Raw genomic sequence first — 11,763 nt, forward strand, 5'->3', positions numbered from 1 at the left:
CCCGGAATCGGGAAGAAGTGACCGGCCCGGGTCATTCCGATGTTTCCGCCGCTTCCGCAAGATGGGCGGCGGGAAAACGCTCGATGAGAGCACGCGCCAGCGGCCCCATGCGGCTGCCATTCGAGCCCTTGACCATGATCACGTCGCCGCCGCGCAGCCGCTCGGCCAGCAGCGGCAGCAGCGCCGCCGAATCGGGTGCCCAGGCGCCCCTGCGGCTCTCGGGAAGTGCCTCCCACAGCGCCCGCATCAGCGGGCCGGCGCAGAAGACGAGATCGGCCCCGGCGGCCGCCGGGGCGAGGTCGCGGTGCATCGCTTCCCCCGCGCTCCCAAGTTCCAGCATGTCGCCGAGCACCGCGATTCGCCGCCCGCGCCCGCTCGCCGGCGTGGTGCCCAGCACGGCCAGCGCGGCGCGCATGGAGGCGGTATTGGCGTTGTAGCTTTCGTCGATGAGCAGGGCCTCGCCGCCCTTCACCGCCAGCGCCGTCCGCACGCCGCGCCCCGGCGGCGGGCCGAGCCCGGAGAGCGCCAGCGCCGCCAGGCACAGATCGGCGCCCGCCAGCTGGGCGGCAGCGAGCACGGCGAGCGCGTTCTGCACGATGTGCCGGCCCGGCAGGCCAACTTTGAAGCTCACGCTCTCGCCCATGATGTCGGCCATGGCGGTCGACATGTCGGGCTTGAGCTTGACGCTGGCGAGGCGGGCCTGCGCCCCTTCCGCCTCGCCGAAGCCGATGATGGTGTCGATGCCCGCCGCCCGAGCCGCCGCCGCGAGCCGCTCGAAATGCGGGTTGTCGCGGTTCAGCACCGCCGCCCCGCCCGGCTCGACGCCGGTGAAGATCTCGGCCTTGGCGTCGGCAATGGCCTCGACGCTGTCGAACTGGGCGATGTGGACCGGCTCGATGGTGGTGACGATGGCCACATGCGGGCGCACCATGGCGACCAGCGGGGTGATTTCGCCGGGATGGTTCATGCCCAGCTCGAACACGCCATACGCGCTGGCCTGCGGCATGCGGGCGAGCGAGAGCGGCACGCCCCAGTGATTATTGTACGAGGCCGCCGAGGCATGGGTCGGGCCATCCGCCCCAAGCGCCAGCGCCAGTGCTTCCTTGGTCGTGGTCTTGCCGACCGAGCCGGTGACGCCGACGATGCGGGCCTGCGTACGGGCGCGGGCCGCACGGCCGGCCGCCTCCAAGGCGCCGAGCACGTCGTCCACCACCAGAAGCGCCGCGCCTTCCGGCATCTCGGCCACCCGCCCGCGCTCGACGACGCTTAGCGCTGCGCCGCGTTCCTGTGCCTTGGCCACATAGGTGTGGCCATCGCTGTTCTCCCCGCGAATGGCGAAGAACACGTCACCGGGGGCGAGCGTGCGGGTGTCGATCGACACGCCGCCGATCGCGCGCGCCGGCACCCCCATCAGCGTACCGCCGGTCGCCTGCGCGAGCGCGTCCGGGGTCCAGAGCGGCGAAGCGGCGGCCGAACCAGCGCCCATGCGGTCATCTCCCGAGAAGCCCGACCGCGACGTCGCGGTCGGAGAATGGCAACGTCCGGTCGCCGATAATCTGGCCGGTTTCGTGACCCTTGCCGGCGATCAGCACCACATCGCCGGCCTCGGCCATGCCGATGGCGGCGGCGATGGCCTCCGCGCGGTCGCCGATCTCGCGCGCCCCTGCGGCACTGGCGAGGATGGCGGCACGAATGGACCCGGGGTCCTCGCCACGCGGATTGTCGTCGGTGACGATCACCACGTCGGCCTTCGCGGCGGCAATGGCGCCCATGATCGGGCGCTTGCCACGGTCGCGGTCGCCGCCGCAGCCGAAGACGACGATCAGCCGCCCGCTCGCATAAGGGCGCAGCGCGTCAAGGGCATTGGCGAGGGCGTCGGGCTTGTGGGCATAGTCGACGAACACGCCGGCACCGTCCCGCGTGCCCACCAGTTCCAGCCGGCCGGGGACCCCCTCCAGCGTCTCCAGTTGCGGCAGCACCTCGCGCGCGGGGGCGCCGGCGAGAATCGCGAGGCCGGCCGCCACCAGCGCGTTGCAGGCCTGGAAAGCACCGACCAGCGGCAGCTTGAGCGTATAGCGCGCGCGGGCGACCTCGATCTCCAGACGCTGGCCGAGCCCCTCATCGGCGCGCGACAGCAGCGCGATGCCGGCCCCGGCGACGCCGATGCCGAGCACGTTCAGTTCATGCTCGGCAGCCATCTGGGCGACATGGCTCCCCTCGGTCGTGTCCACCCACACCGCCGCCCCGCCACCGCGCGGCACGAGATCGCGGAACAGCCGCATCTTGGCGTCGAGATAGGCTTCCATGCTTGGGTGATAGTCGAGATGGTCGCGCGAGAGATTGGTAAAGCCGCCCGCCTTCAGCCGCACGCCGTCGAGGCGGTGCTGGTCGAGCCCGTGCGAGGACGCTTCCAGGCACAGATGCGTCACCCCTTCATCCGCCAGCGTGTGCAGCGTGCGGTGCAATTCGATCGGGTCGGGCGTGGTCAGCGTGCCGTACACCGCGCCGGAGGGGGCGACCACACCGAGCGTGCCGAGGCTGGCGGCCTTGAAACCGAGGCCCTGCCATATCTGCCGAGTGAAAGCTGCGACCGACGTCTTGCCCGAGGTGCCGGTAACAGCGGCGATCGTGCCGGGCTGGTGCGGGAACGCCCGTGCGGCGGCGAGCGCCACGGCACGGCGGGCGTTTCCCACCCGCACATAGGAGATGGCGGGGTCGAGCCAGCCGGGCCGCTCCGCCTCGGCCACCACGGCGACGGCGCCCCGCCCGATGGCGTCGCGCGCATGGACGAGGCCGTCGGTCTTCGCCCCCGAAAGCGCGAAGAACACGTCGCCCGCCCGGGCGCTGCGGCTGTCGAGCGAGGGCTCGCCGACGGCACGCTCCGGCTCGGCGCCGGCATAGTCGGCATCCTCGCCGATCAGTCCCCTCAGGGTGAGGCGGCGGGCGCAGTCGACGGTGGGTCGCATCCGGTCAGGCATTGGCGTCGTCCTGCGCGCCGCACCTGGCGCTCTTTCACATCACTGCGCGCGCGCCAGCGTGGTGTTGGCGAGCAGGCTTTCGGCCGGCGGCGTGTCGGTGCGCGGCATGATGCCGAGCATGGGCGCGACGCGGGCGATGATCTTGCCCGTCGTCGGCGCCGCGTTCCAGCCGGCCGTGGCGTAGCCATAAGTGCCCTCGACTGCCTGCGGCTCGTCCAGCATCACCAGCACGAGGTATTGCGGATTGTCCATCGGGAAGACGCCCGTGAAGGTCGTCAGCAGCTTGGTCTTCGAGTAGCGCCCGTTGATCACCTTCTCCGCCGTGCCGGTCTTGCCGCCGGCATAGAAGCCGGCAACGTTGACCTTCTTGGCGGACCCCTTCTCGGCGTTGAGGCGCAGCAGATAGCGCATCTCGGCGCTGGTCTTGGGGCTGATCACCTGCGTGCCGGCGGCCAGCGCTTCTTCGCGGGTGCGCTTGAGGAAGGTGGGGGGAATGAGGGTGCCGCCATTCACCAGCGCGTTCACCGCCATGACGGCTTGCAGCGGGGCGACGGCGAGGCCATGGCCGAAGGCGATGGTGGCGGTGTTCACCTCGCCCCAGCGCTTGGGCACGATCGGCATGGCGCTCTCGGGCAGTTCGGTGCGAAGCCGGTCGAGCTGCCCGGTCTTGGCGAGGAACGCTTTGTGCGCGTCGACGCCCAGCGACAGCGCCATCTTCGCCGTGCCGATATTGGACGAGAACAGGAACACCTCCGGCAGCGTCAGCACGCGGTTTTCGGCGTGGTAGTCGCTGATGCGGAAGCGGCCGAAGCTCAGCGCCCCGCGCGCATCGAGCGTCGAGTTGATGGTGAAGCGGCCGCTGTCCAGCGCCATGGCAAAGGTCAGCGCCTTGAAGGTCGAGCCCATCTCGAACACGCCGGTGGTCAGGCGGTTGAGGTTCTTCGGATCGAGCGAGCGGGCCGGGTCGTTGGCGTCGAAATCCGGCAGCGAGGCCATGGCGACGATCTCGCCGGTGCGCACGTCCACCACCGTGCCGGCGGCGGCGATGGCCTTGAATTTCTCCTTGGCGGCGAAGAGTTCGTCGCGCAGCACGTGCTGGACCCGCAGGTCGAGCGCCAGTTCCACCGGCTCCTGCTGCCGGTCGGAGGCGAAGCCGGCGAGATGCAGGTCGGCAAGGCCGCGCGTGTCGACCCATTTCTCGATGCCGGCAATGCCCTGATTGTCGATATTGGTCGATCCGAGCACATGCGCCCCGAGCGTGCCGCCGGGATAGACGCGCCGGTTCTCGGTCATGAAGCCGATGCCGGGCAGGCCGAGATTGTGAATCTCGCGCTGCTGCTGCGGGGTGATGTCGCGCCGCAGCCAGATGAAGCCGCGATCGGTGGAAAGCCGCTGGCGCAGTTCATTGGCGTCGAGATCCGGCAGCACGGCGGTGAGCGCCTCCACCGCCTCGTCGACATCGATCAGCCGTCGCGGCTCGCCATAGAGCGAGGCGGACTTCACGTCGGTGGCCAGCACCAGCCCGTTGCGGTCGACAATGTCCGGCCGGGCCGAGGCCACGGCGTCGGTGGCGACGATGCGGCGCGCCACCGCGCCTTCCGGCGCCGAGGCGAGGATGGCGAGGCGGCCGGCAATGGCGAGATAGGTCCCGGCGAACACCAGCATGCAGAGCACGATGCGCGCCCGCGCCACCGCATGGGCCTCCGGCCGGCCACGCCCGAAGGCCGCGCGCACGATCGCCAGCAGGCCGCGCAGCAGTAAGCTCGGCAGCCGCAGCAGACGACGAGGCAAGCGCAGCAGGCGACGGCCAATCGGGGAGGCAGACATCTTGGGAACATTGGTCATGGTGCCACCTCGGGATTACTGGCCGACATCGCTGGGGGGAAGCAGCGGCACGCCCGCCGCCGGATTGAGCGGCGCGCCGAGAACGCCCTGCGGCCCGGTGGGGCTGCGGCGCGGCGTGCCCATGGTACCGGCCGACGGCAGGGCCGAAAGCGGCAGCGGTTCGGCGGAGAATGGCTGCTCGGGCAGCGGGGCGTCGTCGGGAAGCCGGGCCACCGGCGTGCTGCGCGCCGGCTTGGCCAGCTTGGGTGCTGTAGCCTCGGGGGCCGCAACCTTGGACGCCGGCGGAGTGAGCGAGGGGCCATCCACCAGCGCCTCGATCATGCCGCTCAGCCCGTCGCCGCCCGCAGTCGGCTTGGCGGGGAGACTGGCGAGGCGGTCCATGTGGTCAACATCGAGCGGGCGCATGTCGAGATGCCTTTCCGCCAGCGTCTGGACACGGTCGGGCGCGGTGCGGCGCGCCCATTCGGCGTGCAGAATGGCGATGCGGTCGCGCTCGCCGCGGATTTCCGTCCGCAGCTTGGCGATTTCCTGCGCCTCGAAGGCCGAGGAATATTTGACGTGGTAGACGATGCCGGCGGCGGCGAGCAGCGCGATGACCGAGACGGCATTGAAGATGCGGAACATGTCTCGACCTCAGCGGCGGCGGTGGGCGTCAAGGACGGGCAGAGGCGGCAGCAGCGAGCCGAGATCGCCATAGGCGTGGGCCGGCGCCGTGGTGCGTGCGGCGGCGCGCAGCTTGGCGGAACGGGCCCGGGAATTGGCGGCGCGCTCCTCCTCGCCCGCCTCGACCGCGCCGCGCGCCACCAGCGTGAAGCTCGGCGCCGCGCCCGATACGGCGGGCAGATGGCGCGAGCCGGAGGCGACCTTGGCGCGGTTGGCGAGGAAATTCTTGACGATGCGGTCTTCCAGCGAATGGAAGGTCACGACCACCAGCCGCCCGCCGGGCTTTAGCACACGCTCGGCGGCGGCGAGGGCACGGGCGAGTTCGCCCAGTTCGTCATTCACCGCGATGCGAAGCGCCTGGAAGGTGCGGGTGGCCGGGTGCGGCTCGTGCGGCTTCGCCCACACCACCTTCGAGACGATGTCGGCAAGTTGCAGCGTGCGCTCGATCGGCGCCTCGGCCCGCGCGGTAAGGATCGCCTTGGCGACGGCGCGCGAATGGCGCTCCTCGCCGAAGCGGTAGATGAGGTTCGCCAGATCGGTGTCGGAAAGCTTCGCCACCAGATCGGCGGCGGAAGGCCCGTCCTGCGACATCCGCATGTCGAGCGGCCCGTCGCGACGGAAGGAGAAGCCGCGCTCGCCCTCGTCGATCTGCATGGAGGAGACGCCGATATCGAGCACGACGCCGTCGACCAGCGGCGCACCGGCTGCCTGCGCCACCTCGTCCAGTGCGCTGAAGCGCTCGGGCACCAGCGTCAGCCGCCCGCCGAACTCCGTGACCAGCGCCTGCCCGTCGCGGATGGCGTTGGGGTCTCGGTCGATGGCGATCACCCGGCAATCGGCCGCACCGAGAATGGCGCGCGTATAACCGCCGGCGCCGAAGGTTCCGTCGACATAGACGCCGCCGGGCTGCGGGGCGAGATAGGCGAGGACTTCGTTGAGAAGGACAGGCAGATGACGGGCCGGTCCGCCGGCAGCGTCCGTCTCCGAACCGCCGCGACCCGCCATCATGCCCCATCGGCGCGGGAATCCCGCGTCGCCCCCTGAGAGCCGATCTCCTGCTTCAGCGCGCGCACTTTCGCGGTGGCCTCCGCCAGATGCGCCCGGAAGCGATCGGGCTCCCAGATCCGAAAATAATCCCCGAGGCCGACAAGCACGGCCTCGTCCTTGATTTGCGCATGGGCTTTCAGCCCTTCGCCAAGCATCACGCGGCCCTCCGGATCGAGTTTCACCATCTCGATCGCCCCGTAGAGCGCGCCCGCCAGTTCCTCCCGCGCTTCCGAATAGGGCGGATAGCGCGCGATCAGGGCGTCGATCCCCGCCATCAGCCGCGCACCGCCCGCCTGCAGGGCGGGAAGGTCGAGCGCGGGATGGCAGTACAGGTGCTCCAACCCGTCCCGCGCGAGAAGTGCGCGATACGGCGCCGGGATCGACATCCGGCCCTTGGAATCGAGCCGCATCGGATAGGTCGATACGAAACGTTCCATTGGCCCGGTACGCCCCTACGCAAACACGCCCCGCTGGGTCCGCACCACGTAGCCAACGCCGGACGACAGGCGCCGGAACGGCGCCATCGGCATTGCTTACGCGGTACTGCAACGGGATGATCTGGGATACCATGGGACACGATGGGCGTCAATGTAATGAGCGTTGCGAAACCACGTCCTGTGGACGCTCCACAGGGGTGATTCCGCCGCGCTCGGCATCCGGCATTAACGCCCCATGAACCTTAAGAATCTGTTGAATCGCCGATGCCGCAGGCTTAGCTCGTGGTCATGACCGACGCGCCCGACGCTTTTCCGCCCAACTCGCCGCTGGTTGCGCAGGTGCTGCCCTCGCCGAACCATGGCCCGCGCCTCGGCGTTCCCCGGCCGGACATGCTGCTGCTGCACTATACGGGCATGGAATCGAGCGAAGAGGCGGTCGACTGGCTGCGCTCGCCCGAGCGGCAGGTTTCGGCGCATTATGTCGTGCTGGAAAATGGCCGCATCCTCCAGCTGGTGCCCGAAGCGCGCCGTGCCTGGCATGCCGGGGCCAGCTTCTGGGCCGGCGCCACCGACATCAATTCCCATTCCATCGGCATCGAGATCGCCAATCCCGGCCATGATTTCGGCTACCCGCCCTTCCCGGCGATCCAGGTCGAGGCGGTCATCGCGCTGTCCAAGGACATTCTCTCGCGCCAGCCCATCCCGCCCGACCGCGTGCTCGCCCACTCCGACGTCGCCCCGATGCGCAAGAACGACCCCGGCGAGAAGTTCCCCTGGGAGGCGCTGCACCGTTTCGGCGTCGGCCATCTGGTGGAAGAAGTCCCGCCGAGCGACGGGCGCTTTTTCATGCGCGGCGAGCACGGCCAGCCTGTGGAGGCGCTGCAGGCGATGCTCGCCTTCTATGGCTATGGCGTGCCGGTGAGCGGGACCTTTTGCGAGACCACCGAGGCGGTAGTCCGCGCCTTCCAGCGCCATTTCCGCCGCGCCCGGGTCGACGGCATCGCCGATGTCTCGACGCTGGCGACGCTTTACTCGCTCTGCGCCGCCCGACCGGCAGCGGAGGGCGATGGGCCGGCCGGCGCCCCCGAATCAGCCTGAAATTCCGGCGTGCACATAATCTGAGCGCAGCGCGACAGCATGCTGCGTGCGCTGTCGCTCGCGCGCAACTATTCTTCACCCTCGCTGCGAAGGCGCCACATTGCACGGTACTTCCGCTCGCTTGCGGCCTCCACACGTTTCGATTGCGACCCAGGCGCACGTTTAACGTCACATTCGTAACAGATTTTATGGGCTTTTCCCGATCGTCGCAATCGGATGAAAAGGCCTTCGCCGCGAAATGAACGTTTCCAATCTCCTCTCTGCTTCCTTTATCGCCGCTCTCTTCATTGCCTCTTCGACTAATATAGCCAGTGCCAAATCCATCTTTGAACGCCCGACGCCGGAATCCCGTAGCGGTTCGGAGATAAACGTTTCCTCCAACGAGAATAAACTGACCGCTCTCGTCGACCGCGAGGCCCGCGCCAATGGCATTCCGGTCGCCCTCGCCCGCGCCGTGGTGCGTATCGAGAGCAACTGGAAGCCCAATGTGACCGGCCGCGCCGGCGAGGTCGGGCTGATGCAGATCAAGCACCAGACCGCACGGGGCGTCGGCTACAGGGGCTCCCGCGCCAAGCTCTATGACCCCGCCACCAATATCCGCTGGGGCATGCGCTACCTCGCCGGCGCCTATCGCCTCGCCGGCGGCGACACCTGCGGCACCGTAATGCGTTACCAGGGCGGGCATGGCGCCAAGCGCATGTCCTCGGCGGCGCGCAGCTATTGCAGCAAGGCCCGCACCATCATGGCCTCGAACTAACCCGACTCCGCCGGCGTGCGCCTTCGGCCGGGCGGGTTCGTTTTGCGTAGCCCGGACCGCAGGCGTGCCCGCCCCTCTCCCGCCCCGCCCCCTTGACGCGGGCGCCGCGCTCGCGCATGTGCTGACGCGCCAGCCGGCCGGACGGCCGCGTCATCGCAAGATGCCGAGGAAAGTCCGGGCTCCACGGAGACACGGTGCCGGATAACGTCCGGCGGGGGCGACCCTAGGGAAAGTGCCACAGAGATCAGACCGCCACGGGTTCGCCCGCGGTAAGGGTGAAACGGTGCGGTAAGAGCGCACCGCGCGTCCGGCAACGGAGGCGGCACGGCAAACCCCACCGGGAGCAAAGTCGTATAGGGGTGGCACGACGCGCTGCCAGAGATGGCCTCGTTTCAGGTCCCGTCTTCGGACAGCCACCCGGGTTGACTGCTTGAGGCGCCAAGTAATTGGCGTCCCAGAGGAATGGCCGTCACGTGGGAGAAATCCCGCCATACAAAACCCGGCTTATAGGCCGGCTGGCACCCATTTTACCGACGCGTATTCCCCACGCGCGATTTGGCGCCGGGGGCGATTTGGCGCCGGGCGCCGGGCTTGCTACTGCTGTGCTCCCCGCCAGCACTCAAGGAGCCCGCCATGGCGATCCGCATCATCCTCGCCGGCGCCACCGGCTGGGTCGGCCGCGCCCTCGCGCCCGCCATCACCGCCGCTCCGGACCTTGAACTGGTCGCCGCCGTCGCCCGCACGCAGGCCGGCACGGATCTGGGCACCGCGCTCGGCGGCGCCGCCACCGGCGTGCCGGTCTTCGCCAGCGTGGCGGAGGCGCTTGCCGTACCGGCCGATGTGCTGATCGACTACACCAAGCCGGGCGTGGTGAAGGCCAATGCCCGCGCCGCGCTGGAAGCGGGCCTCGCCGTGGTCATCGGCACCTCGGGGCTGGGCGCCGCCGATTATGCCGAACTCAACGAGGTGGCGCGGGCGCACGAGACGGGCCTGCTGGCGGCCGGCAATTTCTCCATCACCGCCACCCTGCTCAAGCGGTTCACGCTGGAGGCGGCCAAATATGTCGCAGATGTCGAACTCATCGACTACGCCTCCGCCGGCAAGCCGGACGCGCCCTCGGGCACCGGCCGCGAGCTTGCCGAGGCGCTGGCCGGCCTGCGCCAGCCCGCCACGTCGCGTCCCGTTTCCGAGGTGGTCGGCGTGCCGCAGACGCGCGGCGGCGCCTTTGGCGAGGGCCCGCGCGAGGTGCGGGTGCATGCGCTGCGCCTGCCGTCCTTCGTGCTGGGGGTGGAGGCGATCTTCGGCGCGCCGGACGAGCGGCTGACGATCCGCCACGATGCCGGCTCCTCAGCCGCGCCCTATGTCGCCGGCACGCTGCTCGCCGCCCGCAAGGTTCGGGGCTGGGTCGGCGTGAAGCGCGGCCTCGACACCTTGCTCGACTGAGCCCTTTCCCGTGCCTCAGTCGGCGCCCGTCTCGGCCTCCGGCCCGGGAATCGGGCTGGCGAACTCCCGTTGCGTGGTGAAGGAACGTACATTGCCGGTCGCCTCCACCGGCGTCGTGTCGAGCCCCAGCCATTTCGCCAGCGGAATGCTGCCGGGTGGCAGGAGACCGGGCGGCCGCGTGCGGGCGGGCGGGGTGGAAGGCGGCGCCACCGGCGCGGGAGCTGGATAGGTCTGCGCCGGATAGGTTTGCGCCGGATAGGTCTGGGCCGGATAGGTCAGGCGGGCCGGCGCGTCGGGGATGGGATCTGGAGCGTAACCGCCATTGGCGTAGGGATCGACCGTCGGCGGGGTCAGCACCATCGGCGTCCCCACCGTCCCGGCGGGGGCGCGCCCCGCCGCCGGATAGGCCGGCGCGGCGGGATGGGCGGGGGCGGGATAGGCCGAATTTGGATAGGCGGAGGCTGGCGCCGCCCGCATGGCTGCGGGGCGGGACGAGGCACGAGGAGCCGGAGCCAGAGGAGCCGGCGCGTCGGGTTCGACGTCATACCCCTCCTGGTCGGCGACTTCCGGCCCATAATTCTCGGCCGGCACCGACGACATCGGCCCGGCCTGCCACGGCGCACCGAGCGGCGGCGCCTTGAATACCGGCAGATTGGGCGGGGTCGGGCGCTGTGCCGCCGGCTTGCAGGTCGAGCTGCCGGAGGCCCGGCGCATCAGGTCCACATGGATATGGTCGTAGTGATAGACGTTGGAGCCCGGCGCCAGCACCACGGTGAAGCGCTCGCAGGCGTCGGCCTGCACGGTGCGCAGGAAGCCGCGCGCATCGGCGCTGCCCTTCCAGTCCTTCCTGACCGAAATCTCGCGTCCGTCGGCGAGCACGAAGCCGGCAATGTCGAGGCCGTTGCCAAAGGCGTGCTCGGAGATCTTGCCCGTCTTCGCGCCGTTCATCCGCCGGCAGGAATAGGACGACATCTGCTTCACCTTCACCACCGGCTGGCCGAACCAGGCCAGAGCAGCAGGCTGAACGTCCTGCGTCACCCACTGGTCGACGGCCGAGGTCATCGGGCAGGCAAGCGTGGCGCGCGGGGAGACCTCGACGGCTCCCTCGGAAAGGGCGGTGACGCGGAAGGCATGGTCCATGCCGCAGGTGCCGGCGCCATTGATCGCCCGGTCCGGGACGATGTAGGCGGAGGGCTTGACCCGGCCCTCCGCCAGACACCGTTCCTCGGCTTCCGTGCGCCAGGGTTCGCGCTGCTCGTGCAGCCCGAACTTACAGCCGGCAAGCCCCAGAAGGACGAGCGGGGCTACGAAAAACCAGGATACGCCGCGCGTCATGGGCAGACGCTAGCCGCACTTGGTTGACATCCGGTTAAGCGCGGTGCCTGCGGCCCCCACAAATGCAAAAAGGCCCGCCGGTTGGCGGGCCTTTCGCGGGCTCGGGTGGGATGGGGGGAGGGTCGGGCGGGCGGGGCCGATCCGCCCCGCCGCCTCCGCC

The 11,763-nt window shown here is 69.8% G+C and carries 9 protein-coding genes, 1 other RNA gene and 1 pseudogene; 4 read left to right on the plus strand and 7 right to left on the minus strand.

Features of this window, described 5'->3' with window-relative positions; translation table 11 throughout:
• Positions 1-31 precede the first annotated feature (31 nt).
• Genes EV667_RS19785 through EV667_RS19810 form a run of 6 tightly spaced genes read right to left on the minus strand, consistent with a single transcriptional unit; the run spans position 32 to position 6,970 of the window.
• Positions 32-1,486, minus strand: a complete 1,455-nt coding sequence (locus EV667_RS19785; protein WP_131837077.1) for a UDP-N-acetylmuramoylalanyl-D-glutamyl-2,6-diaminopimelate--D-alanyl-D-alanine ligase — start codon at positions 1,484-1,486, stop codon at positions 32-34.
• A gap of 4 nt (positions 1,487-1,490) precedes the next feature.
• Positions 1,491-2,978, minus strand: a complete 1,488-nt coding sequence (locus tag EV667_RS19790; protein ID WP_245516278.1) for a UDP-N-acetylmuramoyl-L-alanyl-D-glutamate--2,6-diaminopimelate ligase — start codon at positions 2,976-2,978, stop codon at positions 1,491-1,493.
• Positions 2,979-3,017: 39 nt separating this feature from the next.
• Positions 3,018-4,823 carry a peptidoglycan D,D-transpeptidase FtsI family protein gene (locus EV667_RS19795; protein ID WP_131837078.1) on the minus strand — a complete coding sequence of 602 codons (1,806 nt, stop codon included), beginning with the start codon at positions 4,821-4,823 and terminating at the stop codon, positions 3,018-3,020.
• A 15-nt stretch (positions 4,824-4,838) separates the two neighbouring features.
• The gene (ftsL, locus tag EV667_RS19800) at positions 4,839-5,447 is read right to left on the minus strand and encodes a cell division protein FtsL (protein WP_131837079.1); all 609 of its coding nucleotides are present in this window, start codon (positions 5,445-5,447) and stop codon (positions 4,839-4,841) included.
• Positions 5,448-5,456: 9 nt separating this feature from the next.
• A complete protein-coding gene (gene rsmH / locus EV667_RS19805; protein ID WP_425359048.1) occupies positions 5,457-6,494 on the minus strand; it encodes a 16S rRNA (cytosine(1402)-N(4))-methyltransferase RsmH in 1,038 nt (345 codons plus the stop codon).
• Positions 6,491-6,970 carry a division/cell wall cluster transcriptional repressor MraZ gene (locus tag EV667_RS19810; RefSeq protein ID WP_131837080.1) on the minus strand — a complete coding sequence of 160 codons (480 nt, stop codon included), beginning with the start codon at positions 6,968-6,970 and terminating at the stop codon, positions 6,491-6,493. The genes rsmH and EV667_RS19810 overlap by 4 nt, the downstream gene beginning before the upstream one ends.
• A gap of 288 nt (positions 6,971-7,258) precedes the next feature.
• Here EV667_RS19810 and EV667_RS19815 point away from each other — a divergent pair, with 288 nt between their 5' ends.
• The 4 genes from EV667_RS19815 (at position 7,259) to dapB (ending at position 10,268) form a co-directional block, all read left to right on the plus strand.
• Complete coding sequence (locus EV667_RS19815) at positions 7,259-8,068, plus strand: N-acetylmuramoyl-L-alanine amidase (protein WP_131837081.1); 810 nt, start codon at positions 7,259-7,261, stop codon at positions 8,066-8,068.
• A 238-nt stretch (positions 8,069-8,306) separates the two neighbouring features.
• A complete protein-coding gene (locus EV667_RS19820; protein WP_131837082.1) occupies positions 8,307-8,825 on the plus strand; it encodes a lytic transglycosylase domain-containing protein in 519 nt (172 codons plus the stop codon).
• Positions 8,826-8,954: 129 nt separating this feature from the next.
• Positions 8,955-9,348: RNase P RNA component class A (rnpB, locus tag EV667_RS19825), an RNA gene on the plus strand.
• A gap of 110 nt (positions 9,349-9,458) precedes the next feature.
• Entirely contained in the window at positions 9,459-10,268 is an 810-nt protein-coding gene (gene dapB / locus EV667_RS19830; RefSeq protein WP_131837083.1) for a 4-hydroxy-tetrahydrodipicolinate reductase, read from the plus strand.
• 693 nt (positions 10,269-10,961) lie between these two features.
• On the opposite strand, the pseudogene EV667_RS23265 reads toward dapB, so the two are convergent.
• Positions 10,962-11,603, minus strand: a pseudogene (locus EV667_RS23265) (extensin-like domain-containing protein); the annotation flags it as partial.
• Between the last annotated feature and the right edge of the window lie 160 nt (positions 11,604-11,763).

It is taken from the genome of Ancylobacter aquaticus, assembly GCF_004339465.1.
GTDB classification, from domain to species: Bacteria; Pseudomonadota; Alphaproteobacteria; order Rhizobiales; family Xanthobacteraceae; genus Ancylobacter; species Ancylobacter aquaticus.

Bases quoted from the DNA above. Each gene is read 5' to 3' on its own strand.
- dapB (WP_131837083.1), top strand. From the start codon at position 9,459: ATGGCGATCCGCATCATCCTCGCCGGCGCCACCGGCTGGGTCGGCCGC.
- EV667_RS19790 (WP_245516278.1), bottom strand. From the start codon at position 2,978: ATGCCTGACCGGATGCGACCCACCGTCGACTGCGCCCGCCGCCTCACC.
- rsmH (WP_425359048.1), bottom strand. From the start codon at position 6,494: ATGATGGCGGGTCGCGGCGGTTCGGAGACGGACGCTGCCGGCGGACCG.
- ftsL (WP_131837079.1), bottom strand. From the start codon at position 5,447: ATGTTCCGCATCTTCAATGCCGTCTCGGTCATCGCGCTGCTCGCCGCC.
- EV667_RS19810 (WP_131837080.1), bottom strand. From the start codon at position 6,970: ATGGAACGTTTCGTATCGACCTATCCGATGCGGCTCGATTCCAAGGGC.
- EV667_RS19820 (WP_131837082.1), top strand. From the start codon at position 8,307: ATGAACGTTTCCAATCTCCTCTCTGCTTCCTTTATCGCCGCTCTCTTC.
- EV667_RS19815 (WP_131837081.1), top strand. From the start codon at position 7,259: ATGACCGACGCGCCCGACGCTTTTCCGCCCAACTCGCCGCTGGTTGCG.
- EV667_RS19785 (WP_131837077.1), bottom strand. From the start codon at position 1,486: ATGGGCGCTGGTTCGGCCGCCGCTTCGCCGCTCTGGACCCCGGACGCG.
- EV667_RS19795 (WP_131837078.1), bottom strand. From the start codon at position 4,823: ATGACCAATGTTCCCAAGATGTCTGCCTCCCCGATTGGCCGTCGCCTG.